Here is a 26,935-nt window from a genome sequence, read left to right as displayed (position 1 = left end):
CGCCGCCGAGGCCGCGGCGCCGTCGTCGGACGCCTCCGCCCCGGCCAGCCGCGCGACGGCCGAGCGGGGCACGCCCGCCCCGGCCGGCCTCGAGGTCCGCGAGCGGGAGCCGATCACCGGCATCCGCAGGGCGGTGGCCACGCGGCTGTCGACGTCGCGTCGGGAGATCCCGGAGGCGACCACCTGGCAGGACGTCGACGTCACCGAGCTGCTGGCACTCCGCGCCCGGATGAAGGAGCAGGCCGCACGCACCGGAGAGGAGGCGCCGTCGCTGCTGGCGCTGATCGGGCGCTTCGTGCTGGCCGGACTGGCGCGGCATCCCGAACTGGCGACCCGCGTCGACGACCGGAAGGACGGCGAGCAGGAGATCGTGCGCTTCGACGGGGTGAACCTGGGCTTCGCCGCCCAGACCGACACCGGCCTGGTGGTGCCGGTGGTGCGGCACGCCGAGCGGCTCTCCGCCCGCGGACTGCACCATGAGGTCTCCCGGCTCGTGGCCGACGCGCGCGAGGGACGACTCTCCGGCGCCGAGCTCAGCGGCGGGACCTTCACCGTGAACAACTACGGCGTCTTCGGCTCAGACGGGGCGACGCCGATCATCAATCACCCGGAGGTCGCGATCCTCGGGATCGGCCGCATCCTGGAGCGCCCCTGGGCCGTGGACGGCGAGCTGGCCGTGCGCAGCATCGCCACACTGACGCTGGCCTTCGACCACCGCGTCTGCGACGGCGGCGCGGCCGGCGGCTTCCTCAACTTCGTGGCCACCTGCGTGGAGGACCCGACCTCGGCGCTGGCAGACCTCTAGGCCGCGCTGAGCAGCCGGAGAGGGTCGGGTCCGCCGGAGAGAGTCGGGGCCGGGCGGCGGCACGCCGTCGTCGGCGTCCCGCTCCGGCCGCTCAGCGGGTGCTGGCGGCGGTCACCCCTCGGAATACTCGTAGAATCCCTTCCCGGACTTCCGGCCGAGCTCGCCGCGGGCGACCATGTCGCGCATCAGCTGCGGCGGGGCGAAGCGCTCCCCCAGCTCGGAGGCCAGGTGCTCGGCGATGCCCAGCCGCACGTCCAGCCCGACGACGTCGGTCAGCGCCAGCGGACCGATGGGGAACTTATAGCCCAGCACCATCGCGTCGTCGATGGCCTGCGGCGCCGCCACCCCTTCCTCGACCATGCGGATCGCCTCCAGCCCGATGGCCACGCCGAGCCGCGAGGAGGCGAAGCCGGGCGCGTCCTGCACCACCACGGCGGTCTTGCCCAGTGCCTCGACCCACCCCCGGGCGCGTCCGGCCAGCTCCTCGCCGGTCTGCCCGCCGAGGACGACCTCGACCAGCTTCGACGCCGGCACGGGATTGAAGAAGTGCAGCCCGCAGAAGCGCTCGGGCCGGCGCAGCGCCGCGGAGAGCTCGGTCACCGAGAGCGAGGAGGTGTTCGTCGCCAGCCAGGCATCATCGGCCAGTCGCTTCTCGACGTCGGTCAGCGCCTCGGTCTTCAGCCCCACGTCCTCCGGCACGGCCTCGACGACCAGTCCGCAGCGGGAGAAGTCCGCGCGATCGGTGGTCGTGGTCAGCCGGGCGGTCCATTCCTCCGTCGCTCCGGCGATCTTGCCGCGCTCGATCGAGGCGGCGACGTCGGCGGCGATCCGCGACCGGGCCGCCTCGGCGGCCTCAGCAGTGACGTCGACGACGAGGACCTCCTGCGCCCCGGAGATCAGGAAGGCATGGGCGATCCCGGCGCCCATACGGCCGCCGCCGAGCACGCCGACGGTCGGGGGAAGTGCGCTGGAGGTCATGACTGGTCTCCTGACGTCGTCCGGTCCTGGTGCTGCGACTTCTTCCGGGCCTCCCGCCGGTCCAGGAAGGCCTGCATGCGCTCGACCTTCGCCTCGGACTCGAAGAGGATCGCCTGGGCGAGGTTGTCGACCTGGGGGTGGGCCTCGCGCGGCATCGCGAAGACCTGCTTGCTGATCCGCACCGCCAGCGGGTCCTGAGCCGCGATGCGACCGGCCAGCGCGTCGGCGGCGTCGAGCAGCTCCTGACTCGGGTGGATCTCACTGATCAGCCCGTGGGCCAGCGCCTCCTCGGCGTCGAGGATGCGGCCGGCCAGCAGGATCTCCTTGGCCAGCGCCTCGCCGGCGAGATCGCGCAGCCGCCAGAGCGCTCCGGCGGCGGGGATGATGCCCAGTCCGGTCTCCGGCTGGCCCACCCGCAGCGTGGGGGTGCCCAGGCGGAAGTCGGCGGCCCAGGCCAGCTCCGCGCCGCCGCCGAGGGTGTGGCCGTCCAGCGCGGCGATGACCGGCATCGGCAGCTTCGACAGCCGGTCGAAGGCGGTCGAGTTGACCCCGCGCAGCGCGTCCTCGCGCCGGCGGTCGCGCAGCTGGCCGATGTCGGCTCCGGAGGCGAAGACGCCGCGGCGCGGCCTGGCCCCCGGGTCGGCATCGTCGTCGGCTCCGGGCCCGGTCGAAGGGCTGCCGGAGAGGATGAGGATCTTCGGCGCGTGCTCCAGATGCGCGCAGAGAGCGTGGAGCTCGTCGATCATCGTCGCGTCGATCGCATTGCGGACCTCCGGGCGGTCCAGCCGCGCGTGCAGCCGATCCTCGCCCTCGGTGATCCGCAGCGTGGTGAAGGACGCGGCATCCAGCCGAGGCGTCGCGGGCTCGTCGTGCTGCCCGGCGTCGCGTCCGCCGTCGTGCTGGTCGTGCTGGTCATGCTGGCTCATGCTCCTCACACCCTCTCCAGCAGCAGCGCCGAGCCCTGCCCGACGCCGACGCACATCGTCGCCAGCCCGCGCTCGGCCCCCTCGTCCTCCATGCGGCGGGCCAGCGTGTGGACGATCCGCGAGCCCGAGGAGCCCAACGGGTGCCCCAGCGCGATCGCCCCGCCGTCGGCGTTGACCAGCGCGTGGTCCAGGCCCAGCCGGCGGATGCAGGCCAGCGACTGGGTCGCGAACGCCTCGTTCAGCTCGATCGCCCCCAGGTCCTCGACGCGCCAGCCGGCGCGGTCCAGCGCCTTGGTGGTCGCCGGCACCGGCCCCATGCCCATGATCTCCGGGGCCACCCCGGCGTTCGCCGCGCCGACGATCCGCGCCCGCGGGACCAGCCCGTGCCGCTCGACGGCGGCCTCGGAGGCGACGATCACCGCCGAGGCGCCGTCGTTGAGCGAGGAGGCGTTGCCGGCGGTGACCACCTCGCCGTCGCGGACCACCGGGCGCAGTCCGGCGAGGCTGTCCAGTGTGACCTCGGGTCGCGGGCCCTCGTCGACCTCGACCACGTGCATCTGTCCCTTGCGGCCGGACACCTGGACCGGAGTGATCTCGCGGGCCAGCCGACCGGCCTCGACGGCCGCGGCGGTGCGTCGCTGGGACTCGACGGCGAAGGCGTCGGCCTCCTCGCGGGTGACTCCCTCGACGCGGGCGACCTCCTCGGCGGTCTCCGGCATCGAGTACGTGCGCTTGTCGACGGTCAGGAACTTCGGATTGACGAAGCGCCAGCCGATGGAGGTGTCGGCGACCTCCCCGGGGCCGGAGAAGCCGCGGGTGGGCTTGGCCATCGCCCAGGGCGCCCGCGACATCGACTCCACCCCGCCGGCGACCACGAGGTCGGCGGCGCCGGCGGCGATCATCTGCTGAGCCTGGGCGATCGCGCTCATCCCGGAGGCGCAGAGCCGGTTGACGGTGATCCCCGGGACCGAATCCGGGTAGTCGGCCAGCAGCCAGGCCATGCGGGCGACGTTCCGGTTCTCCTCGCCGGCGCCGTTGGCGTTGCCGAGGATGACCTCGTCGACGGCGGCCGGGTCGATGCCGGAGTCCTCGACGACGGTGCGGATCACCAGGGCGGCGAGGTCGTCGGGCCGGACGGCGGAGAGCGCGCCGCCGTGACGGCCGACGGGCGTGCGGGTCCCGGAGACGAGGAATGCAGGGCTGCCGGACACGTCATGAGCCTTTCGTCGGATTAACTGACCGATCGTTCACTTTTCCCCACTCTTCCACGGAGGGGCTGTGAGGTCAATCACCGAGACGCGTCGTCAGCTCCGATCAGGCGGGCCGCCCGATCGCGCCGGCGGCTCTGCTCACTGCAGCATCGTCTTGTCGTCGAGCACCGCGCCCTTGAGCGCGGAGAACTCCGCCAACAGATCCTCCGGAGTGGACCTGCGCTTCTGCTCGGCATCCAGCTCGAGCACGATCCGCCCCTCATGCATCATCACCAGCCGATTCCCCACCGCCAACGCCTGAGCCATATTGTGCGTGACCATCAACGTGGTCAGCTCCTTCTCCGCGATCACCGACTCCGTCAGCCGGGTCACCAGCTCCGCCCGCTGCGGATCCAACGCAGCCGTATGCTCATCCAGCAGCAGCACCTTCGGCTGCGAGAACGTCGCCATCAACAGGCTCAACGCCTGCCGCTGCCCGCCCGAGAGCAGCCCGACCTTCGCCGTCAGCCGATCCTCCAGGCCCAGCTCCAACACCGTCAGCGCCTCAGCGAACCGCTCCCGACGCGCCTTCGTCACCCCACGAGCCAGCCCGCGCCGACGCCCCCGCCCGATCGGCCAGCGCCAGATTCTCCTCGATCGTCAGATGCGGGGCCGTGCCCGCCATCGGATCCTGGAAGACCCGCCCGACCTGCGCGGCCCGCCGATGCTCGGGCAGCCGCGAGACCTCCCGACCATCGACCCGCACAGCCCCGGCATCCTGGACCAGACGCCCGGCCACCGTGTTCAGCACCGTCGACTTCCCGGCCCCGTTGGAGCCGATCACCGTCACCACATCACCCTGCTCCAGGACCAGATCGACGTCGACCAGCGCCCGACGCTCATTGACCGTGCCGGCGAAGAACGTCTTCGAGACCTCCTCGATGCTCAGCATGGATCAGCCCTCCTTCCTGCCGGCGGCCTGCGCCGACTCCTCGACGGCCTCAGCACGGCTCGACGCCGTCGCCTCGACCGAACCCGCCGTCGAACCCGCCGTCGTCGAAGCTGCCCGCGCGCGCCGCCAGGCGGCCAGCTTCGAGAAGCCCTTCCACTGCGGCAGCAGCAGCGCGGCGACCACCAGCACCGCCGACATCAGCTTCATGTCGTTCGGGTCCAGCCCCAGGTTCAGCGCCAGCTGGATCGCCAACCGATAGACCACCGCACCCAGGACCACCGCCAGCGTGGCGCGCACCACGGACTTCGCCCCGAACAGCGCCTGGCCGACGATCACCGAGGCCAGCCCCACCAGGATCAGCCCGATGCCCATGCTGATGTCGGCGAAGCCCTGATACTGGGCGACCACGGCTCCGCAGAGGGCGACCAGCCCGTTGGAGAGCATCAGACCCAGGATCTTCATCCGGTCGGTGGAGACGGCGAACGAGCGGATCATCTGCTCGTTGTCCCCGGTGGCCTGCAGGGCCAGGCCGTTGTCAGTGTGCAGGTACCAGTCCAGCAGCAGCTTGAACACCACCGCGACCAGCGCCAGCACGGCGACCGACTCCCAGCCGACCTCGACGAGGTCGCGCAGCGCGCTGACCACGGTGTCCTCACCCAGCAGCGGGACATTGGCCCCGCCCATGATGCGCAGGTTGATCGAGTAGAGCCCGATCATCGTCAGGATCCCGGCCAGCAGCCCGTTGATCCCTCCTTTGGTGTGCAGCATCCCGGTGATCCATCCGGCCGCGGTGCCGACGACGAAGGCCGCCGCCGTGGCCAGGAAGGGGTCGACGCCGGCGGTGATCAGCACCGCCGCCGTCGCCGCTCCCGTGGTGAAGGAGCCGTCGACGGTCAGATCAGGAAAGTTCAGGATGCGGAACGTCAGATAGACGCCCAGGGCCATGATCGCGTAGATCATCCCCAGCTCGAATGCTGTGATCATCTCTCGTCCTCGTCGGCATCGTCGGCCGGGTCGCGGGCGACGATGCGTCGTATGCCGTCAGGGGGCGACGCCGTCCCGCCCGGACCGGGCGGGACGGCGTCCGGTCGTGCGCCGGGCCTGCGCAGCCCGGCACAGTCATGCTCGGCTCAGCCGTCCTCGCCGGCCTCGGACGGGTCCTTGGACTCGACGTCCTCGCCGACGACGACGTCGGCGCGGTCCATCAGCTCCTGCGGGATCTCCACGCCCATCGCCTCGGCGGCCTCGGGGTTGACGACGACTTCGTAGTTCTCCTGGGTCTCGACCGGCATGCTCGCCGGGTCCTCGCCGTCCTCGAGGATCCGCAGGGCCATCTCGCCGGCCTGACGACCGAGCTGATGATAGTCGAGGCCCTCGGTGGCGACGGCTCCGGCCTCCACGGAGTCGCCTTCGGCGGCGATCACCGGGATGCTGTTCTGCTGGCCGTACTGCAGCACCGACTCCAGCGCGGAGACCACCTGGTTGTCGGTGGGCACGTAGATCGCATCGACGTCGGAGAACGACTCCACGCCCTGCTGGACCTCGGAGGAGTTGGTGATCGCGGCCTCCTGGATCTCCAGGTCCAGCTCCTCGGCGGCCTCCTTCGCCTGCTCGACCTGCACCTCGGAGTTGGTCTCGCCCGAGGAGTAGATGACGCCCACCGTCTCCGCGTCGGGCGCGATGGACTGGAGCACGTCGAACTGCTTGTCGACCGGGTTCATGTCCGAGGCGCCGGTGACGTTGGCCCCCGGCTCCTCCCAGGAGTCGACCAGCCCGGCTCCCTCGGGGTCGGTGACCGCGGAGAAGATGACGGGCGTGTCCTGGATGGACTGGGCGGCCGCCTGGGCGGAGGGCGTGGCGACCGCATGGACCAGATCCAGGTCATCGGTGGCGAAGGTGCCGGCGATGGTGCTCGCCGTCGCCTGCTCGCCCTGGGCGTTCTGCTCGTCCCAGTCGACGTCGACGCCGGCCTCGTCGAAGGCCGCCTTGAAGCCGTCGCTGCTCTCGTCGAGGGAGGGATGGGTGACGAACTGGGAGATGCCGATCGCGTAGCCTCCGTCGCCGTCGTCGCCCGATCCGCCGTCGTCGCAGGCGGTGAGCAGCAGGGCGGTGGCAGCGGCGGCGGCCGACAGACTCATCATCGAGGTACGGGGTCGCATGGGGGGGGTCCTCTCATCGGTGGTGCGGACAGCTGATGTGCAGACGACGGATGCAGTCGAGTCTGCGGTGCGACCGCCTCGCGCGCGGGGAGGGCGCGCCGAGCGGCCGTGCAGGACGTGCGACCGGTGGGCCGGCGCCCCGCTGGCTCCGACGCCTCTCATCGGGCCGAGGGCCGGAGAGTCATCTCCTCCCGCTCACTGTCATCGGTGAGCGTGATCCCCTGCAAGGTCTTGGGGACCACCGAGACCGCGAGGAAGGAGATCAGGGCCAGTCCCGCGATATAGGCCCCGATCAGCCAGGACTGTCCGGTCGCGTTCAGGATGCCCTGGGCGATGGTGGCCGCGAAGGCGCCGCCGATGATCGAGCCCAGCGCATAGCCGATCGAGACGCCCGAGAACCGGATCGCGGCGGGGAACATCTCGGCGTAGAGCGCGCACTGCGGTCCGTAGGACGGGCCCAGCCCGACGGTCAGCAGGAAGATCGCCGCGGCGAAGAGCGGCAGCGAGGCCGTGTCCATCAGGAACCACATCGGGATGGCCCACACGATGATGATCCCGTAGCCGATCTGGAAGGTCAGCACGCGGCCGATGCGATCGGAGATCCAGCCGCCCAGCATGGTGAAGATCAGCCAGCCGACGCCGCCGATGAGCGAGGCGGTCAGCGTCTCCGACCGAGCCATCCCCAGATGGTTGGCGCCGTAGGCGGCGAAGAAGGCGATGACCAGGTAGCCGGCGGCGTTGTTCGCCGCGAAGATGAGCGCGGCCAGGAACGTGTACTTCTTGTGCGTGGTGAGCAGGTCCTTCAGCGGGGCCGAGGCCTGCTTCTTGCGCTCGCGCATCTCGGTGAAGACCGGGGACTCGTCGACCTTCACCCGGATGAGATAACCGACGATGATCAGCACGAAGGAGAAGAGGAAGGGCACGCGCCAGCCCCAGTCCATGAACTGCTGCTCCGTGGTGAACGCGTTGAGCACGGTCATGAAGCCGGTGGCCAGCAGCATGCCCACCGGCACGCCGATCTGCGGGTAGGAGCCGAAGAGTCCGCGCTTGTGGCGCGGGGCGTGCTCGACGGAGAGCAGCGCCGCGCCGCCCCATTCGCCGCCGGCCGAGAGCCCCTGGAGCACCCGGAGCAGCACGAGCAGCACGGGGGCGGCGATCCCCCACATCGCATAGGTCGGCAGCAGACCGACCAGCACGGTGGCGCCGCCCATCCCCATCAGCGTCAGCACCAGCACGACCTTGCGGCCGAAGCGGTCGCCGAGCCAGCCGGCGATGACGGCGCCGAGCGGACGGAAGAGGAAGGAGATGCCGACCGAGGCCCAGGAGATGATCTGGGCCAGCGCCTGGTTGTCCTCCCCCAGCGGCTCGAAATAGTGCAGGGCCAGCACGAAGCCGGCCGCCTGGGCATAGATGAAGAAGTCGTACCACTCGATGGTCGTGCCGACGAGCGTTCCGGCGAGGACTTTCCTCTCCTCGCGGGTCATCTCGTGGCCCTCGGTGCTGGTGTATGTCGTCTGGCTCATCTCATCTCCAGATCCGGTGGTGCCGCCGGACGGTTCGCAGGGTGCGGACGATTCGAGATCACGTGATGCCTCTCACTGTGATGCAGGACACACTATCAGACTAAATGACCGAACGGTTGGTCAGTATCCGGAAACCTCTCGCCCCTCCTCGCGCCGCGCGCCGAAGCGCTGCCGCAGCCCCGCATCATCAACAGCTGTGCACTGAGTCACAAGACCGCGAGGGTCCGCGGAGAGACGCTGGATGGACCTGACCTCGCTCCGACGACTCCCGGGGAGCCGCGCTCTCCGGCACACGAGAGGACCCTCGATGGCTCACCGCGCACCACGGACCACCCGCCCGGCCGCACCCGACGCCGGCCAGACCGCACTGGCCGGGCGCACGCTCGGCGTGCCGGCGCTGGTCTTCCTCATCATCGCCGCCTCGGCCCCGCTGACCGTGCTGGCCGGCGGAGCCACGACCAGCTTCGCCGTCACCGGCGAGCAGGGCGTGCCGATCGGCTATCTCATACTGGGCATCGTGCTGGCGCTCTTCGCCGTGGGCTACGGCCGGATGAGCGCGCTGATCCAGAACGCCGGAGCCTTCTACGCCTACGTGGCTGCCGGACTCGGCGTCCGCCAGGGCATCGGCACCTCGTTCCTGGCGCTGGTCACCTACAACGCGATGCAGATCGGCCTCTACGGCGTGTTCGGCTTCACCGCCTCCTCCGTCCTCGCCGACGTCCTCGGCCTCCAGGCGCCCTGGTGGGCCTGCGCCCTCGCCGGCTGGCTGCTGGTCGCAGTGCTCGGCGTCAACAAGGTCGACATCTCCGCGAAGGTCCTGGCGGCCATCGTGGTCCTCGAGTTCCTAGTCGTCATCGGCGTCAGCGCACTCTCGCTGGGGACCGCCCCGGAAGGCGTCCGACTGGACCTGCTCGGCGCCGACCACTGGCTGACCGGCGGCTTCGGCACTCTCCTGGCATTCGGCATCGCCGCCTTCATGGGCTTCGAGTCGGGAGCCATCTACTCCGAGGAGGCCCGGGACCCGGCGCGCTCCGTGGCCCGGGCGACCTACATCGCCGTGGCGATCATCGCCGCCTTCTACGCCTTCTCCGCCTGGGCGCTGGCCATCGGAGTCGGTCCCTCGGAGATCGTCGACCAGTCCCGGGAATGGGGCCCGGACCTGATGTTCGTGCTCCTCTCCGACCACGTGCCCGCCGTCGTGGTGAGTCTGACCTCGGCTCTCTTCCTGACCAGCATCCTCGCCGCCCTCATCGCCTTCCACAATGCCGCCGCGCGCTACTTCTTCTCGATGGGGCGGGCCCGGGTCCTGCCGCGTTTCCTCGGCACGGCCGGTCCGCACAACGGCGCTCCCACGGCCGGCTCGCTCACGCAGAGCGCCCTCGGCCTGGTCTTCATCCTCATCTTCGCCGCCTCCGGCGCGGGCTCCGAGCTGGGAGCGCTCTACCCCGTGCTGACGATGTTCCCCTGGCTGACCAATGCCGCCGGATTCGGCATGGTCCTGCTGCTCAGCATCACCTCGGCGGCGATCATGCGACGGCTGGGACGCTCTCCCGGAGACCACTCGGTGTTCGTCCGCACCATCGCCCCGCTGGTCGCCGCCGTCGGACTGGCGATCATCGCCGTGCTGATCATGCTGAACTTCGACACGATGATCGAGTCCGACCGCTTCTCTCCGCTGGTCGTCGTCCTGCCCGGGGTGATCGTGGCCTCCGGACTCGTCGGGCTCGCCTGGGGAGAGGTGCTGCGCCGCCGGCGGCCGGAGATCTTCGAGGCCGTCTCTCGGACGACGATCGGCTGACCGCCCGTCCACCCCGCAGGGTTGTGCCGGCGGTCACAGATCGTATACGATGCGAGATATGATCTCGAGCACACCTTCTGGACGCGCCGCGGCGGCGACCGACTCCCCGGACCGCCCCGGCAAGATCATCGCCGTGCACCTGGCCTACGAGTCCCGCGTCGCCGAGCGCGGACGCCGGCCCGACGCGCCGTCGTACTTCCTCAAGCCGACCAGCTCGCTGGCCGTCGGCGAGGAGCGGATCGAGCGACCCGCCGGCACCGAGCTGCTGGCCTTCGAGGGAGAGATCGCCCTGATCATCGGCTCTCCGGCCCGCCGCGTGTCCGTCGAGGCCGCCTGGGACCACGTCGCCGCGATCACCGCCGCCGACGACTGGGGCCTCTACGACCTGCGCCGCGCGGACAAGGGCTCCAACCTCCGCAACAAGGGCCGCGACGGCTATACCGCCCTGGCCGCCGGCCGCCTCGACGCGAGGACGGTCTCCCCCGACCAGCTGCGCCTGCGGACCTGGAAGAACGGCGAGCTGGTCCAGGAGGATCGCTCCAGCGCGATGATCTTCCCGCTGACGCGGCTGATCGCCGACCTCTCCCAGCACCTGACGCTCGAGACCGGCGACGTCATCCTCACCGGCACCCCCGCCGGCGCCTCGGTCGCCGAGCCCGGCGACACGATCGAGGTCGAGGTCGACGCCCCCGACGTCGCCGGCGCGCCGAGCAGCGGCCGCGCCGTGTCCCGCGTCGTGGAGGGCGCCGGCGACTTCGACCCGGCGCTGGGCACCACGCCGACGGTCGACGACCGCCAGCGCGAGGAGGCCTGGGGATCCCGCGAGAAGGCCGGACTGCCGGCGGGGGACGAGGAGCCGTCGACGGCCGCCTCGTCAGCGCTGACTCCGGGGCTGCGCGAGAAGCTGCGTGACGCCCCGGTCGCCGGCCTCGCCCAGGAGATGCGCCGCCGCGGCTTCGACACCGTCACCCTCGACGGTCTCCGCGGCGACACCCCGGGCGCGAAGATGGTCGGCACCGCGCGCACGCTGCGCTTCGTGCCGCAGCGTCCGGACCTCTTCTCCGCCCACGGCGGCGGGCACAACGCCCAGAAGCAGGCATTCGACGCCGTCGGCGCCGACGAGGTCGTCGTCATCGAGGCCCGCGGGGAGCCCGGGGCCGGCACGCTCGGCGACATCCTCGCCCTGCGGGCGAAGGCCCGCGGGGCGGCCGGCGTCGTCACCGACGGCTGCGTCCGCGACTACGACGCCGTCCGCGAGATCGACCTGCCGGTGTTCAGCCGGGGCCCGCACCCGGCGGTGCTCGGTCGCCGGCACGTCCCCTGGGACACCGACGTCACCATCAGCTGCGGCGGGGCCGCCGTGCAGCCCGGCGATCTCGTCGTCGGCGACGACGACGGCGTCATCGTGCTGCCGCCGACGCTGGCCGAGGAGGTCGCCGAGGCGGTGCTCTCCCGCGAAGCCTCCGACGCCTGGGTCGCCGAGCGCATCGCCGAGGGCCACCCGATCGAGGGACTGTTCCCGATGAACGCGGCCTGGCGCGAGCGCTTCGACGGCCGAGAGCGCCCGGGGAGGATCCGATGACTGAGACGAGCGCCCCGATCGGAGCCAGCAAGTCCCAGCTGACCTACCACTGGATCCGCGAGCGCATCGCCCGGCAGGAGTTCGTCCCCGGGTACCGGCTGGTGCTCGGGACCATCGCCGAGGAGCTGGGCGTCAGCGTGGTGCCGGTGCGCGAGGCGGTGCGCCGGCTCGAGGCCGAAGGGCTGGTCGAGTTCGAGAAGAACGTCGGCGCCCGGGTCGCGCTGGTCGACGAGGCCGACTATCTGAACTCCGTGGAGACGCTGGCGGTGCTGGAGGGCGCGGCCACCGCGCTCTCGCTGCCCCAGCTGGGCGAGGCCGAGCTGGAGCAGGCCGAGCGGCTCAACGACCGGATGCGCGGCCTGCTCGAGCGCTTCGACCCCGACGAGTTCACCGCACTCAACCATGAGTTCCACAACGCGCTGCACCTGCAGTGCCCCAACCCCCATCTGGGCGAGCTGGTGCAGCGCGAGTGGACCCGGCTGTCCCGGCTGCGCCGGTCGATCTTCGCCTTCGTGCCCGACCGGGCGCCCGAGTCGGTCGCCGAGCACGACGAGATCCTGCACCTGATCCGCACCGACGCCGACCCCGTCGACGTCGAGCTGGCGGTCCGGCGCCACCGCCGGCGCACCATCGAAGCCTACCGCCGCCACCGCGGCGGCTGACCACCCGTCCCGACGCATCTCGACCCGAGGAGGTCACCGATGACCCAGCAGACCACCGTCACCCCGCCCGAGGGACTCCCCGACCGCATCCGGCACTACATCGACGGCGCCTTCGTCGATTCGCTCGGCGGGGCCACCTTCGACGTGCTCGACCCGGTGAGCAACGAGACCTACATCCAGGCGGCCTCCGGCGGCCCGGACGACGTCGACCGCGCCGTGCAGGCGGCGAAGCGCGCCTTCCACGAGGGGTCGTGGTCGACGATGCTGCCGCGCGACCGTTCCCGGGTGCTGCACCGGATCGCCGACGTCGTCGAGAGCCGCGGCGAGCAGCTGGCGGCGATGGAATCCTTCGACTCCGGGCTGCCGATCACCCAGGCGTCCGGCCAGGCCCGCCGAGCGGCGGAGAACTTCCGGTTCTTCGCCGACCTGATCGTCGCCCAGACCGACGACGCCTTCAAAGTCCCGGGGCGCCAGGCCAACTACGTCAACCGCAAGCCGATCGGCGTCGCCGGCCTGATCACGCCCTGGAACACCCCGTTCATGCTGGAGTCCTGGAAGCTGGCCCCGGCGATCGCCACCGGCAACTCGGTGGTGCTCAAGCCCGCGGAGTTCACCCCGCTCTCGGCCAGCCTGTGGGCGGGCATCTTCGAGGAGGCCGGTCTGCCCGCCGGGGTGTTCAACCTGGTCAACGGCTACGGCGAGGAGGGCTACGCCGGCGACTCGCTGGTCAAGCACCCCGATGTGCCGCTGATCTCCTTCACCGGCGAGTCGACCACCGGGCAGCTGATCTTCGCCAACGCCGCCCCGCACCTGAAGGGGCTGTCGATGGAGCTGGGCGGCAAGTCCCCGGCCGTCGTCTTCGCCGATGCCGACATGGAGGCGGCCATCAACGCCACGATCTTCGGCGTGTTCTCGCTCAACGGCGAGCGCTGCACCGCCGGCAGCCGCATCCTCGTCGAGCGCTCGGTCTACGAGGAGTTCGTCGAGCGCTACGCCGCCCAGGCGAAGCGGGTGACGGTCGGTCTCCCCGACGACCCGGAGACCGAGGTGGGCGCGCTGGTCCACCCCGAGCACTTCGAGAAGGTGATGAGCTACGTCGAGCTCGGGAAGTCCGAGGGTCGACTGGTGGCCGGCGGCGGGCGCCCGGAGGGCTTCGAGACCGGCAATTTCGTCGCCCCGACCGTCTTCGCCGACGTCGCCCCCGACGCGCGGATCTTCCAGGAAGAGATCTTCGGACCGGTGGTGGCGATCACCCCCTTCGACACGGAGGAGGAGGCGCTGGCGCTGGCCAACGACACCAAGTACGGGCTGGCCGCCTATGTGTGGACCAACGACCTGAAGCGCTCGCACACCTTCGCCCAGGCCGTCGAGGCCGGCATGGTGTGGCTGAACTCCAACAATGTGCGCGACCTGCGCACCCCCTTCGGCGGGGTGAAGGCCTCCGGGCTCGGTCACGAGGGCGGCTACCGCTCCATCGACTTCTACACCGACCAGCAGGCGGTGCACATCAACCTCGGCGAGGTGCACAACCCCGTCTTCGGCAAGGCCTGAGCCCTGCCGCACCCCACTGTTCCGACGATGAGCGACGACGCTCGATGAAGGATGCACGACCATGACCTCTGAGACTTCCGGCTCGGCGGCGCCGCCGGCCTCCCCGATCCCCGTCCCGACCTCTCCCGCCCCGGACGTGCTGCGCTGCGCCTCGATGGAGCTGGTGGTCACCGACCTGGCCCGCTCCCGCGAGTTCTACGTGGACGTGCTCGGCCTGGTGGTCACCGCCGAGGACGAAGAGGCCGTCCACCTGCGCTCCATGGAGGAGTTCATCCACCACAACCTGATCCTGCGCCGGGGTGAGGTCCCTGCGGTGGCGGCGTTCTCCTATCGGGTGCGCAGCCCCGAGGACCTCGACCGCGCCGAGGCCTACTACCGGGAGATGGGCTGCCCGGTGGTGCGGAACCGCGCCGGCTTCGTCCGCGGCGTCGGCGACTCGGTGCGCGTGCAGGATCCGCTGGGCTTCCCCTATGAGTTCTTCCACGAGGTCGAGCATGTCGAGCGGCTCGCCTGGCGCTACGACCTGCACACTCCCGGCGCGCTGGTGCGCATCGACCACTTCAACCAGGTCACCCCGGACGTGCCGCGCGCCGTGGACTATATGGAGCACCTGGGCTTCCGCGTCACCGAGGACATCCAGGACGACGGCGGCACCGTCTATGCGGCCTGGATGCGCCGGAAGTCCACCGTCCACGACACCGCGATGACCGGGGGCACCGGCCCGCGGATGCACCACGTGGCCTTCGCGACCCACGAGAAGCACAACATCCTGGCCATCTGCGACAAGCTCGGCGCGCTGCGCCGTTCCGACTGCATCGAGCGCGGCCCCGGCCGGCACGGCGTCTCCAACGCCTTCTACCTCTACCTGCGCGATCCCGACGGCCACCGCATCGAGATCTACACCCAGGACTACTACACCGGCGATCCGGACAACCCACGGGTGACCTGGGACGTGCACGACAACCAGCGCCGCGACTGGTGGGGCAATCCGGTGGTCCCCTCGTGGTACACCGACGCCTCCACCGTGCTGGACCTCGACGGCGCGCCGGTGCCCACCCGCGAGCGCACCGACGACTCGGAGATGGAGGTCACCATCGGCGCCGACGGCTTCTCCTACACCCGCCCCGACGACGCCGAGCCGATGCCGGAGTGGAAGCAGGGCGAGTACAAGCTCGGCCACCAGCTGTGAAGGAGACCCCGATGCTGACCGACCAGCAGATCACCACGATCGCCGACGAACTGGCGGCCGCGGAGCGCGATCGCGGCACCGTCGAGCGGCTCACCGCCCGGCACCCGGAGATGACCGTCGAGGACGCCTACGCGGTGCAGAACGAGTGGCGCCGCCGCGGCATCGCGGCCGGCCGTCGCCCGGTGGGTCGCAAGATCGGACTCACTTCGAAGGTCATGCAGGAGGCCACCGGCATCACCGAGCCCGACTATGGGGCGATCTTCGCCGACATGGTCCACGAGACCGGCGCGGTGATCGAGCATGCCCAGTTCTCCAACGTCCGGGTGGAGGTGGAGCTGGCCTTCGTGCTCGGCCGGGACCTGGTCGGACCCCACACCACCGTCACCGAGGTCCTGGATGCCACCGACTATGTGATCCCGGCGCTGGAGATCCTCTCCAGCCGGGTGGAGATGGCCGGGCGGACCATCGTCGACACGATCAGCGACAACGCGGCGATGGGCGCGATGGTCCTCGGCGGCCGGCCGGTGCGGCCCGATGCCGTCGATCTGCGCTGGGTCTCGGCACTGCTGCGCCGCAACGAGGCCATCGAGGACACCGGAGTGGCCGCGGCGGTGCTGGACCATCCGGCCCGCGGCGTGGCCTGGCTGGCCGACAAGCTCGCCCAGCACGGCGACGGCCTCTCCGCCGGCGAGACCATCCTGGCCGGCTCCTTCACCCGCCCGATGTGGGTGCACGCCGGCGACACCGTCCACTGCGACTACCGCGATCTGGGAGCTGTGACATGCCGATTCGACTGACCACCGCCCTCGAGGCGACGCTGCGCGAGCGGCTGGCCTCCGCCGACCGGGCGCTGGTCGGCGGCTGGGTCTGCTCCGGCTCGCCGGTGATGGCCGAGATCATGGCCGGCTCCGGGCTGGACTGGATGCTCGTCGACATGGAGCACGCCCCCAACGGGCTGGAGTCGGTGCTCGCCCAGCTGCATGCGGCCTCGGCCTACGACGTCACCCCGGTGGTCCGGGTCCCGGTCGGCGAGGCGGTGACCATCAAGCAGGTCCTGGACCTGGGGGCGCAGAACCTGCTGGCGCCGATGGTCTCCTCGCCCGAGCAGGCCCGCGAGGTGGTCGCCAGCACCCGGTATCCGCCGGCCGGCGTCCGCGGGGTGGGCAGCGCGCTGGCCCGCTCGGGGCGCTGGAACCGCGTGCCGGGCTATCTGACCGAGGCTGACCAGCACGTCGCGGTCTTCGTGCAGATCGAGACCCTCGCCGGGGTCGAGCGCGCCGAGGAGATCGCCGCCGTCGACGGCGTCGACGGCGTCTTCGTCGGCCCCTCGGATCTGGCGGCCTCGATGGGCCGCATCGGCCAGCAGACCCACCCCGAGGTCGTCGACGCCGTCCACCGCGCCTTCGCCGGCGTGCGGGCGGCCGGCAAGCCCGTCGGCGTCAACGCCTTCGATCCGCAGGCCGCGCGCGCCTATCTCGACGCCGGCGCCACCTGGATCCTGGTCGGCGCCGACGTCGCGCTGGTCGCCCGCGGAGCGGAGCAGCTGGCCGCAGACTTCATCCCCGCAGAGCCGCGGGACGACCAGAACACCCAGGAGTGAGCGCTGTGCAGTTCCACCACCACGGATACGTCACCACCGATCCGCGCATCCAACCGGCCGCCGGCATCGGCCTCGACCGGCCCGACGAGCTCCCCGATGAGATGGACGTGCTCATCGTCGGCACCGGACCGGCGGGGATGATCACCGCCGCCCAGCTGGCGGCGTTCCCCGAGGTGCACACCCGGATCATCGACCGCCGCCCGCACCGGCTGGAGGTCGGCCAGGCCGACGGCATCCAGGCCCGCAGCGTGGAGACTTTCCAGGCCTTCGGCTTCGCCGAGGAGCTCTCCCGGGAGGCTTACCACATCACCGAGATGGCCTTCTGGAAGCCGGATCCCGAGCGGCCCGAGCACATCGCTCGCGCCGCGCAGCCGGTGGACGATCCGCAGGGGATCAGCGAGTTCCCGCATCTGATCGTCAACCAGGCGCGGATCCTGGACCATTTCGCCGAGAGCATGGCGAACTCCCCGTCCCGGATGCGTCCGGACTTCGGCGTGGAGTTCCTGGAGCTGAGCGTCGAGGACTCCGTCGAGTTCCCCGTCGCCGTGCGGGTGCGCCACACCGCCGGTCCCCGTGAGGGCGAGGAACGCACGGTGCGGGCGAAATACGTGCTCGGCGCCGACGGCGCGCGCAGCCAGGTGCGCACCTCCATCGGCCGCCGACTCGACGGCGATCAGGCCAACCACGCCTGGGGCGTGATGGACGTGCTCGCCCGCACCGATTTCCCGGACATCCGGCTCAAATGCGCGATCCAGTCCGACTCCGGCGGCAGCATCCTGCTGATCCCCCGCGAGGGCGGGCATCTCTTCCGCATGTATGTGGACCTCGGCGAGGCCGACCAGCACGGCGACGTGCGCAGCACGACGCTGGAGCAGATCATCCAGCAGGCGAACGAGATCCTGCACCCCTACAGCCTGGACGTGCGGCACGTCGCCTGGCACAGCGTCTATGAAGTCGGGCATCGGCTCACCGACGCCTTCGACGACGTCGAGGTCTCCGGCGACGAGTCCGGAGAGTCGGACGACGTCGGCACCTGCCCGCGGGTCTTCATCGCCGGCGACGCCTGCCACACGCACAGCGCGAAGGCCGGCCAGGGGATGAACGTCTCGATGCAGGACGGCTTCAATCTGGGCTGGAAACTGGGGCAGGTGCTGTCCGGGACCTGCCGGCCGGAGCTGCTGCGCACCTACTCGCAGGAACGGCAGGAGGTCGCGAAGAACCTCATCGACTTCGACCGCGAGTGGTCGACGCTGATGGCCATGAAGCCCGAGGAGTTCGAGGATCCCTCCTTCCTGGAGGACTTCTACGTCAAGACCGCCGAGTTCCCGGCCGGCTTCATGACCGAGTATCGGCCGTCGATGATCACCGGCGCCGCCGAGCATCAGCACCTGGCGGAGGGTTATCCCATCGGCAAGCGGTTCAAGTCCGCCCGCGTGGTGCGGGTCTGCGACACCAATCCGCTGCATCTGGGCCACCAGGCCGAGGCCGACGGGCGGTGGAGGATCTACGCCTTCGCCGATCGGCCGGCGGCCGGGCAGGACTCGGCGCTGACCCGCTGGGCACAGTGGATGGTCGAGTCGGCCGATTCTCCGGTGCGGCGGTTCACCCACGAGGACCAGGACCTGGACGCGCTCTTCGACGTGAAGGTCGTCTACCAGCAGCGCCACACCGAGTTCGAGGTCACCGACGCGCCGCAGATCTTCCTTCCGGAGGTGGGCCCCTATCGGCTGCTCCAGTACGAGAAGGTCTTCGGCGTGCTCGAGGGCGAGGACATCTTCGACGCGCGCGGCATCTCCCGGGACGGCGCCGTCGTCGTGGTCCGCCCGGACCAGTACGTGGCCCATGTGCTGCCGCTGACCGACACCGCCGCGCTGGCGGCGTTCTTCGAGCAGAGCATGCAACCGCCGCGCGACTGAGCGGGGCCGGCGATCATCGCCGTCCGCCGCCGTTCATCGTAGGGCTGTGAGATGTCGTGGTGCTCTAGCCCGAAGACATCTCATAGCCCTACGACAGGATCGGCTCTCGAGCGGTTCTCGGGCGACGCGACCGGGTCCGGCCGATCGGTTCAGCGACTCGTCATCGGGCGCGAGATGCGGCTCGCCGTCGCCAGGACGCTCCGAGCACCAGCCCGACGCCGGCCAGCACGACTTCCGCGCCGGAGAGTGCGGTCGCGCTGAGCATCAGCACCTCGTGGCCTGTCAGCGAGCCCTCGGCACTCCCGGCGGGCATCTCCACCGCCGCATGCCCGCCGGCCGCAGAACGCACCATCCAGCCGTGCACGATGAGCATCGCGGCGTTCATCGCCCCCACCGCCGTCCAGGCGCGGACCGTCGCGGACTGCCACAGGTGCACGGCGCAGGGCAGGCAGAGCGCGGCCATGCCGACCATCAGCAGGCCTGCCAGCACCGAACCATGGCCGATCATCAGCAGATGCAACATCGCCGAGACGCCGGCGAGCGCCGCGGTGGTCCGCCGCAGCCGGGGCAGTTCACGGGAACAGTTCGCCAGGGCCGGAGCGGCGGCCGCGGCCGGGCCGGAATCGGCACGAGGCACCGCGGCAGAGGGTCTGGGCATCATGCTTCCTCTGTGAGACAGTTAACATTGAGCATGTGCTCAAAGTCTCACAGGAGGAACCCATGAGCAACACCCCCGCACCCGCCGACCAGCATCCGCTCACCCCGCTCAGCGCGGAGGAGATCGCCCGCGTCCGCGAGATCCTTCAGGCCGAGGGCCGCGTCGACGCCGCCACGCGCTTCTCCTACGTCACCCTGCGCGAACCGACCAAGCAGCAGGTGCTCGACTGGACGCCGGAGCGACCCCTGCCCCGCGAGGTGAGCCTGCTGCTCACCCAGCTGGACACGCTGGCGCTGGCCGACGTCGTCGTCGACCTGACCGCCGGCCGCACCGCCTCCGCGCGGACTCTGGACGCCGCGCACGGTTCGGCGCCGAGCTTCGACGCGGACCTCGTCGACGCCGACCCGATCTGCAAGGCCGACGCGCGCTGGGTCGAGGCCGTGCGCCGGCGCGGAATCACCGACCTCGACCGCGTGGTCGTGATCGGACTCTCCGCGGGCACCTTCGGCTATGAGGACGAGGTCGGCCGCCGCATGGTTCGCGCGCTGGCCTTCCGTCAGGACTACCCCACGGACTCGGTCTGGGCGCACCCGATCGACGGCGTCGTCGCCCACGTGGACGTCGCCGGTCAGCAGGTGCTGCGCGTGGTCGAGACCGAGGTCACCCACGTGCCCGAGGAGTCCGGCGACTACCTGGACCCGGCGGTGCGCGGCGAGCACCGCACCACGCTCAAGCCGATCAGCATCACCCAGCCCGAGGGCGTGAGCTTCAGCCTCGAGGACGGAGTGCTGACCTGGGAGAACTGGTCCATCCGGCTGGGCTTCAACGGCCGGGAGGGGCTGACCCTGCACCAGATCTCCTTCCACGACGGCGAGACCGACCGTCCGATCCTCTACCGCGGCTCGATCGCCGAGATGGTCGTGAACTACGGCGACCCCACCCCCACCCATGCCTGGCAGAACTACTTCGACGTCGGCGAGTTCCAGTTCGGCCGGCTGGCCAACGCCCTGGAGCTCGGCTGCGACTGCCTCGGCGAGATCACCTACGTCGACGCCGTCGTCGTCGACGACTACGGGCATCCGACGACGCTGCCGAACGCGATCTGCATCCATGAGGAGGACCTGGGGATCCTCTGGAAGCACACCGACGACTTCTCCGGCACCCGCGAGGTGCGGCGTCAGCGTCGTCTGGTGGTGTCCTTCTTCGTCACCGTGGGCAACTACGACTACGGCTTCTACTGGTACTTCACCCTGGACGGGAAGCTGGAGCTGGAGTCCAAGGCCACCGGGATCGTGTTCACCTCCGGACATCCCGGCGGGGACTACCCCTACGCGATGGAGCTCGCCCCCGGCCTCGGCGCGCCGATCCACCAGCACATGTTCTGCGCCCGGCTGGACATGATGGTCGACGGCCCGGCCAACGCCGTCGACGAGATCGACGTCGCCCGGATGCCGTCTTCCGAGGACAACCCCTGGGGCAATGCCTTCACCCGGCAGGTCACCCGGCTGTCCGACGAGAGCCGGGGAGTGCGCGACGCCGACGGCGCGGTCGGACGGATCTGGCGGATCAGCAGCGCCGAGCGGACCAACCGCATGGGCCGGCCGACCTCCTACGTGCTCCACGCCCAGGAAGCTCCCCCGCTGCTGGCGGCCGAGGACTCCTCGATCGCGCAGCGGGCGGCCTTCGCCCGGCACCACCTCTGGGTCACGCAGTACGACCGCGACGAGCTGTACCCGGCCGGGGACCGAGTGAACCTCAACCCCGGCCGCGGCGGACTGCCGGAGATGGTCGCCCAGGGTCGCGACCTGGACGGCGAGGACGTGGTCCTCTGGCACAGCTTCGGACTGACGCACTTCCCGCGACTGGAGGACTGGCCGATCATGCCGGTGGACTACGCCGGGTTCAGCATGAGCCCGGACGGATTCTTCGACCGCAACCCCACGCTCGACGTCCCGCCGGAGAGGCCCGCCCACAGTGAGGGCGGCTGCTGCGCGGGCGACGACGGCGGGTGCTGCGGGGGCTGAGCCGTTTGGCCTGTCCGGCGGTGCTCAGCCCTGGCCGGCGGCGCTGGCGGGTCCGAATTCGGCCGCCGCGGCCCGGCCGGACTCGGTGAGCCAGGGTTCGAGCATCTGGGCCGCCAGCCGGCGCAGCCGCGCGCCGTCGCCCTGCGGCGTGCCCAGCACATGTTCGATCTGCCCGCCGGTGCCCAGCACCAGCAGCGTGTCCACGATCTCGGCCTGCGGCGACTCCGACCGCAGCTCCCCGGCCGCGGCGGCGGCGGCGGTGCGGGCCAGCATGCCGCGCCGCCAGGAGTCGACGACGTCGGCCTGGCGGACGGCCAGCTCGGGATTGGAGGGGACCCTCCCCCAGAAGCTCACCACCACGAAGGCTTCGTCATGGGTGGTCTTGCCGCCGGGGAGGATCTCATCGAGCATCGCCAGCAGGCCGGCCACGCCGGCGTGGTCGGCGACGCGGGCCTCGATCCGCGCATTGGTGCGCTCGAAGACGAGCTGGAAAGTCTCGGAGAGCAGCTCGTCGAAGGAGCTGAAGTAGTGCCACAGCGCTCCGCGGGCGACTCCCAGCTCGGCGGTCAGCGCCCGGGTGGTGGCCGCCTGCATCCCCTCGCGGGCGATCAGGCGCAGATGGGCCTCGACGATCTCGCGGCGTCGTGCGGCACGGTCGATTCTCCGAGACATGGTCCTGATTGTTCCTGATCAGCCGCAGGCGTGCCATGCGCGAAATATCGCAGGGCTGTGAGATGTCGTGGGGCTATAGCCCCACGACATCTCACAGCCCTGCGACGAACCCCCGCGGCGGGCGCCGGACGAGCCCGACGCCCGCCGCGGAGCAGTTCATCAGCTGCTCGGCGTCACCAGCTGATCAGATGCGGCTGGCTGACCTCCTTGAGGCCGTGCTCGCCGAACTCCAGACCGTAGCCGGACTGCTTCGCCCCGCCGAAGGGCATCCGCGGATCCACCGCCCCGTGCTTGTTGATCCAGGTGGTGCCGGCCTCCAGCCGGGCGGCGACCTGACGGGCGCGGTCGACGTCGGCGGACCAGACCGAGGAGCCCAGCCCCACCTCCAGGGCGTTGGCCTGCTCGATCGCCTCCTCGAGGTCGCTGTAGCGGATGATCGGCAGCGCGGGCCCGAACTGCTCCTCGGTGACCAGCGGATTCTCCGCGTCGACGTCCGCGACCAGCGTAGTCGGGTAGAAGTAGCCCGGCACCTCGGGATCGTGCTCGCCGCCGATCAGCACGCGGGCGCCGGCGGCCTTGGCCTCGTCGACCAGCCGCGCGACGATGTCGCGCTGGACGGCGTTCTGCAGCGGCCCCAGGACGTTCTGCTCCTCGCGCCCCACGCCCATCGGCGCGTTCTTCGCGACCTCCACCAGGGCCTCGCAGACCTGGTCGTAGAGGCTGTCGGGCACGTAGAGGCGCTTCATCGCCGCGCAGGTCTGGCCGGTGTTGATGAAGGCGCCCCAGAAGAGGTCCTCGGCGATGGCCTGCGGGTCCGCGTCGTCGAGGACGATGCCGGCGTCGTTGCCGCCCAGCTCCATGGTCAGCCGCTTCAACGTGTCGCCGGCGGCCTTGACGATGCTCCGACCGGTCTCGGTGGAGCCGGTGAACATGATCTTCGCGACGTCCGGGTGGCGGCTGAGCCGGTCGCCGACGTCGCCACGTCCGGGCACGGCGATCAGCACGTCGGCCGGCAGCGCGGAGTTGAGCACCTCGACCAGCGCCAGCACGCTCAGCGGGGTGTACCCGCTGGGCTTGATGACCACGGAGTTGCCCATCCGCAGGCTGGGGGCGATCTGCCAGACCGAGATCATCATCGGCCAGTTCCACGGGCCGATGGCGCCGACGACGCCCAGCGGTCGCTGGTGCAGCTCGGCGTGGTCGGTGCCGTCGTCGACGATGACCTCCGGCTCCACGCTGAACTCGGCGGTGGCGCGCAGCCACGCGACGCAGGCACCGACCTCGAAGCGGGCGTTCGGCCCGTTGAGCGGCTTGCCCTGCTCGCGGGAGAGCAGATCGGCCAGCTCCTCGGCCCGGGCCTCGATCGCATCGGCGGCGGCGTGCATGGCCTTCCGCCGCTCGTCGTCGCCCGCGGCGGCCCACCCCGGCTGGGCGGCGACGGCGCGCGCCACGGCCGCGTCGAGGTCCTCGACGGCGGCCTCCGGGGCACGGCCGACGCGCTCGCCGGTGGCCGGGTCATGCATCTCGCGTCCGCCCTCGACGGGCTGGATGCTCTCGAGCAGGGAGGCCGAGGGCGCTCCTGCGTCACGGGCGGCGGTCTGGTCAGTGGACATCGGAGCGCTCCTTCATGTCGTGCGGTCGTCGTCCTTCCAGCGTCGTCGATGCCCGCCGACGTGGCCTTGCTCACCCGTGCGTCGTGCTGTGCACCGGGTGATGAGGAACGAGAGCAGCGGCGGAACCGGGCGTCATGAGGCGGTCTCGGGGAGGTGCCGCCGCCGGTAGGTCGTCGGGGTGACGCCGAACTCGGATTTGAAGAGCCGGCTGAAGTGCGCCGCGTTCGGCAGCCCCCAGCGGGCGGCGATGGAGGAGACCGACTCCTCCTGATGCAGCGGGTCGGTGAGCTCGCGGCGGATGTGCTCGAGCCGCCGCTTCCGGATCCAGGCGGAGACCGTCTCCTCCTGCTGGCGGGAGAAGATCGTGTAGAGATGCCGCAGCGAGATGTAGTGCGCATCGGCCACCGTCGCCGGCGTCAGGTGCGGGTCGCCGAGGCGCTCGAGGATGTATTCGCGGACCTCGGTGGCCAGGCTGCGCGCCGGACCGCCGGCGTCGTCCTGACTGTGCAGCTCCTGCGAGAGCATGGTGATCAGCAGGTCCAGGGCCGACTGCACCAGTCGGGCTCCGTGCACGTCGACCATCTGGTCCATATTCCGCCCGAGCTCGGTGAAGAACGGATTGATCACCCGCCCCAGGCCCGACGCCGGCGAGAATCGGGTCGCCGTCACGCGCGCGACCTCGTCGCGCGGCAGATCGACCACCTCATGGGGGAAGACGATCACCATCGCCTGATTGTGCTCGTCGAGCTCCAGCTCATACGGACGGTGGGTGTCGTAGACGGCCAGATCACCGGGCTCGAGCAGCGCCTCCCGCCCGTCCTGCCGCAGACGAGCATGCCCCGACAGCTGCAGGCTCAGCTTGTAGAACCGCCCGTCGCGCCGGCCTATGAGCTCCTCGGTGCGGCGCACCCGGTGCGGCGTGGCGGCCATCTGGAAGAGCGTGATGTCGTCGACCGCGACTCGATCCAGGTGCCCGCGGAACGGAATCCCGTCGATCTCCTGGATGTCCAGCGGGACGACCTCCTGGCAGATCGCCGCGCGCCAGGCGGCCAGGTCCATGGCAGATTCCGGCAGGGACACCACCTCGGCAGATCCGTCACGCCGGCGCGCGGGCGCGCCCGGCTCCGGGCGCCGGTCCTCGTCAGGCATCATCGCACTCGTCATCGAGACCTCCCTCACACTCATCCTATCGCCGACGGCGACCGCGACGCGGCCGCCTGCGTCGACACCGCGGGCGCGGAGCGCGCCGTCGTCATCGGACGTGCACCGGCTCGCCGGCGAACCAGGTCTCCTCGGCGACGAAGGTCGGCAGCTCTTCGACGTCGACGTCATAGGGGCTCTGGGCCAGCACGATGAAGTCCGCCGAGAGGCCCGGGCGCAGACGGCCCGTCTCCTCCCCGAGGCCCATCGCCTCCACGGGACCGGCGGTGCAGGCCGCCATGGCCTGAGCCAGCGTGATCGCCTGGTCCGGGCAGAGCGTCCCTGCGCGCTGACCGCTCGGGTCCTTCCGCGTGACCAGCCCGTAGACCGCCTCCCAGGGGTTCGGGCTCTCCGCGACCGGCCAGTCCGAGCCGGCGGCCAGCAGCGCGCCGGCCTCGAGCAGCTCCCGGTTGGGCTGCATGCGATCGGTGGCCCCGGACGGCAGCACCGCGGCGACGGCGTCGACGATCACCCCGGGGAACCAGAGCATCGGAGAGATGTCGGCGACGACGTCGAGCGCGGCGAAGCGCGGCACGTCGTCCGGGTGGACGAACTGCCCGTGGGCGATCTGGTACCGCGGCGCGGCATGGCCGGCCCGACGGACCTCCTCGACGACGTCGAGGACCGTTCGCACCGAGGCGTCGCCGGTGCAGTGGATCTTCGCCGAGATCCCCTGCTCGGCGGTGGAGAACAGCCAGGACCGCAGCTGGTCGCCGTCCATCGTGGTGTGGCCGCGGTGGTCGCAGCCGTGCAGCTCGTCGGGCAGATACGGCTCCAGGAAGGCCGCGCTGCGCGTCGGCGGCACGCCGTCGAGGAAGATCTTGATGAAGTCGGGCCGGTGACGGCGGCTGCGGTGCTGCTCGCGATGCCGGATGATCCCTTCGCCCACCGGATCGGCGCCGAAGATGACGTCGTTGGCCAGCATCGAGGTGACCACCCAGGCCTCCAGCCGCCCTGCCTGGTCCAGATGGTGCAGCGCCTCGAGCATAGGCAGCGAGGCCCCGGCATCCTGGAAGGCGGTGATCCCGTAGGAGTGCAGGATCTCGATGCCGCGCGCGGCCGCGCGGGCGGTCTGCTCGGTGGTCATCGGCCGCTGCCGGATCAGCGCCTCCTCCACCGACAGGCCCGCGGCCTCGATGAGCACTCCGGTGGGCTTCCCGGTCACGTCGCGCAGGATCTCGCCGCCCTCGGGGTCGGGCGAGGATGCGGTGATGCCGGCGGCGGCGAGTGCGGCGGAGTTGGCCCACCGGTTGTGCTTGCTGTCGTCACGCAGCATCGCCGGGCGACCGGCGCAGGCGGCGTCGAAGCGGGCCAGCGCCTCGGGAGCACTGAGCTGCTCGAGCAGTCCGCTGCCCCAGCTGCCGCCGACGATCCACTCGCCGGCGCCGAGCCCGGCGGCATGCGCGGCGACCGCCTCCAGCACCTCGTCCAGGCCGGCGGAGGAGCTGACCTGCAGTTCGAAGAGGTCCGACTGCCCGGCGAGCAGATGGTGGGCGTGCCCGTCGGCGAAGCCGGGCAGCACCGCGCGGCCGCCCATCTCCACCACGCGGGTCTCGGGGCCCGCGCAGGCGGAGGCATCCTCCCCCAGCGCGAGGATCCGTCCGTCGGCGACGGCCATCCTCTCGATCGGCTCGGCCCCGGAGGCCTCGGGATCGATGCGGGCATCGGTGATCAGCAGATCGGCGGTTCGAGTCACGTGGAGTCCTTTCCCGGCAGCGACGGCGACGAGCGGGGGTTCCGTCGGCGGTGCTGCGCAGTCGACGCGCCCCGAGGCTACGGAGATGTCCGCCGATGTGGCTTGCCCCACAGTGTCGAGCAGTTGTCCAGGCGCGATGTCTCCTCGCCCCGCCGGACGGCCGGGCGCGTCCTGCGAAGCTCGGTGCACCCGCGATCGAGGACATCGCCGACCGCGAGGAGCCTGCGGCCACGTCGCAGCA

Annotated in this window: 21 protein-coding genes and 1 pseudogene; 10 read left to right on the top strand and 12 right to left on the bottom strand. The window is 70.9% G+C overall.

Going from position 1 to position 26,935, the window contains the following annotated elements:
• On the top strand, positions 1–805 hold an 805-nt coding region (locus GU5_RS0102105), incomplete at its 5' end, for a dihydrolipoamide acetyltransferase family protein (protein WP_010523928.1).
• Positions 806–916: 111 nt separating this feature from the next.
• On the opposite strand, the gene GU5_RS0102100 is transcribed toward GU5_RS0102105, so the two are convergent.
• The 7 genes and pseudogenes from GU5_RS0102100 to GU5_RS0102070 all read right to left on the bottom strand — a co-directional run bounded on the left by GU5_RS0102100 (position 917) and on the right by GU5_RS0102070 (position 8,533).
• The gene (locus GU5_RS0102100) at positions 917–1,783 is read right to left on the bottom strand and encodes a 3-hydroxyacyl-CoA dehydrogenase family protein (RefSeq protein ID WP_010523927.1); all 867 of its coding nucleotides are present in this window, start codon (positions 1,781–1,783) and stop codon (positions 917–919) included.
• Positions 1,780–2,709: an enoyl-CoA hydratase/isomerase family protein gene (locus GU5_RS0102095; RefSeq protein ID WP_010523926.1), complete on the bottom strand. Its 930-nt coding sequence runs from the start codon at positions 2,707–2,709 to the stop codon at positions 1,780–1,782. The genes GU5_RS0102100 and GU5_RS0102095 overlap by 4 nt, the downstream gene beginning before the upstream one ends.
• A gap of 5 nt (positions 2,710–2,714) precedes the next feature.
• A complete protein-coding gene (locus GU5_RS0102090; RefSeq protein WP_010523925.1) occupies positions 2,715–3,920 on the bottom strand; it encodes an acetyl-CoA C-acyltransferase in 1,206 nt (401 codons plus the stop codon).
• A 138-nt stretch (positions 3,921–4,058) separates the two neighbouring features.
• A pseudogene (locus tag GU5_RS15770) lies at positions 4,059–4,851 on the bottom strand (ABC transporter ATP-binding protein).
• A gap of 3 nt (positions 4,852–4,854) precedes the next feature.
• Positions 4,855–5,835 (bottom strand): ABC transporter permease, encoded by a 981-nt coding sequence (locus tag GU5_RS0102080; RefSeq protein WP_010523924.1) that lies wholly within the window; start codon positions 5,833–5,835, stop codon positions 4,855–4,857.
• A gap of 146 nt (positions 5,836–5,981) precedes the next feature.
• Complete coding sequence (locus GU5_RS0102075) at positions 5,982–7,010, bottom strand: ABC transporter substrate-binding protein (protein WP_010523923.1); 1,029 nt, start codon at positions 7,008–7,010, stop codon at positions 5,982–5,984.
• A 158-nt stretch (positions 7,011–7,168) separates the two neighbouring features.
• The gene (locus tag GU5_RS0102070; RefSeq protein WP_010523922.1) at positions 7,169–8,533 is read right to left on the bottom strand and encodes an MFS transporter; all 1,365 of its coding nucleotides are present in this window, start codon (positions 8,531–8,533) and stop codon (positions 7,169–7,171) included.
• A 307-nt stretch (positions 8,534–8,840) separates the two neighbouring features.
• Between GU5_RS0102070 and GU5_RS0102065 the strand changes: the two genes are divergently transcribed.
• The 8 genes from GU5_RS0102065 (at position 8,841) to GU5_RS0102030 (ending at position 18,831) form a co-directional block, all read left to right on the top strand.
• Positions 8,841–10,331, top strand: a complete 1,491-nt coding sequence (locus tag GU5_RS0102065) for an APC family permease (RefSeq protein WP_010523921.1) — start codon at positions 8,841–8,843, stop codon at positions 10,329–10,331.
• A 58-nt stretch (positions 10,332–10,389) separates the two neighbouring features.
• Entirely contained in the window at positions 10,390–11,913 is a 1,524-nt protein-coding gene (locus GU5_RS0102060; protein ID WP_010523920.1) for a fumarylacetoacetate hydrolase family protein, read from the top strand.
• Positions 11,910–12,575: a GntR family transcriptional regulator gene (locus GU5_RS0102055; RefSeq protein ID WP_010523919.1), complete on the top strand. Its 666-nt coding sequence runs from the start codon at positions 11,910–11,912 to the stop codon at positions 12,573–12,575. Before GU5_RS0102060 ends, GU5_RS0102055 begins: the two co-directional genes overlap by 4 nt.
• A 39-nt stretch (positions 12,576–12,614) precedes the next feature.
• On the top strand, positions 12,615–14,126 hold the full coding sequence (gene hpaE / locus GU5_RS0102050) for a 5-carboxymethyl-2-hydroxymuconate semialdehyde dehydrogenase (protein ID WP_010523918.1): 1,512 nt from the start codon (positions 12,615–12,617) through the stop codon (positions 14,124–14,126).
• A gap of 61 nt (positions 14,127–14,187) precedes the next feature.
• The gene (gene hpaD / locus GU5_RS0102045) at positions 14,188–15,315 is read left to right on the top strand and encodes a 3,4-dihydroxyphenylacetate 2,3-dioxygenase (protein ID WP_010523917.1); all 1,128 of its coding nucleotides are present in this window, start codon (positions 14,188–14,190) and stop codon (positions 15,313–15,315) included.
• An 11-nt stretch (positions 15,316–15,326) separates the two neighbouring features.
• Entirely contained in the window at positions 15,327–16,112 is a 786-nt protein-coding gene (hpaH, locus tag GU5_RS0102040; RefSeq protein WP_010523916.1) for a 2-oxo-hept-4-ene-1,7-dioate hydratase, read from the top strand.
• Positions 16,097–16,915, top strand: a complete 819-nt coding sequence (locus GU5_RS0102035) for an HpcH/HpaI aldolase/citrate lyase family protein (RefSeq protein WP_010523915.1) — start codon at positions 16,097–16,099, stop codon at positions 16,913–16,915. The genes hpaH and GU5_RS0102035 overlap by 16 nt, the downstream gene beginning before the upstream one ends.
• Before the next feature lie 5 nt (positions 16,916–16,920).
• Positions 16,921–18,831, top strand: a complete 1,911-nt coding sequence (locus GU5_RS0102030; RefSeq protein WP_010523914.1) for an FAD-binding monooxygenase — start codon at positions 16,921–16,923, stop codon at positions 18,829–18,831.
• A 160-nt stretch (positions 18,832–18,991) separates the two neighbouring features.
• Here GU5_RS0102030 and GU5_RS16185 read toward each other — a convergent pair whose 3' ends face one another.
• Positions 18,992–19,492 carry a hypothetical protein gene (locus tag GU5_RS16185; protein WP_139084271.1) on the bottom strand — a complete coding sequence of 167 codons (501 nt, stop codon included), beginning with the start codon at positions 19,490–19,492 and terminating at the stop codon, positions 18,992–18,994.
• 59 nt (positions 19,493–19,551) lie between these two features.
• Between GU5_RS16185 and GU5_RS0102020 the strand changes: the two genes are divergently transcribed.
• Positions 19,552–21,513: a primary-amine oxidase gene (locus GU5_RS0102020; protein WP_010523912.1), complete on the top strand. Its 1,962-nt coding sequence runs from the start codon at positions 19,552–19,554 to the stop codon at positions 21,511–21,513.
• A gap of 24 nt (positions 21,514–21,537) precedes the next feature.
• On the opposite strand, the gene GU5_RS16180 is transcribed toward GU5_RS0102020, so the two are convergent.
• From GU5_RS16180 to GU5_RS0102000, 4 genes are all read right to left on the bottom strand, one after another.
• On the bottom strand, positions 21,538–22,185 hold the full coding sequence (locus GU5_RS16180) for a TetR/AcrR family transcriptional regulator (protein ID WP_010523911.1): 648 nt from the start codon (positions 22,183–22,185) through the stop codon (positions 21,538–21,540).
• 173 nt (positions 22,186–22,358) lie between these two features.
• Entirely contained in the window at positions 22,359–23,798 is a 1,440-nt protein-coding gene (locus GU5_RS0102010) for an aldehyde dehydrogenase family protein (protein WP_010523910.1), read from the bottom strand.
• A 132-nt stretch (positions 23,799–23,930) separates the two neighbouring features.
• Positions 23,931–24,857 (bottom strand): helix-turn-helix domain-containing protein, encoded by a 927-nt coding sequence (locus GU5_RS0102005; protein WP_202797573.1) that lies wholly within the window; start codon positions 24,855–24,857, stop codon positions 23,931–23,933.
• A gap of 193 nt (positions 24,858–25,050) precedes the next feature.
• The gene (locus tag GU5_RS0102000) at positions 25,051–26,694 is read right to left on the bottom strand and encodes an amidohydrolase (protein WP_010523908.1); all 1,644 of its coding nucleotides are present in this window, start codon (positions 26,692–26,694) and stop codon (positions 25,051–25,053) included.
• Positions 26,695–26,935 lie beyond the last annotated feature (241 nt).

This window comes from Nesterenkonia sp. F (genome assembly GCF_000220985.1).
Classification (GTDB): Bacteria; Actinomycetota; Actinomycetes; order Actinomycetales; family Micrococcaceae; genus Nesterenkonia.
This window is presented reverse-complemented; position numbering and strand designations above follow the sequence as displayed.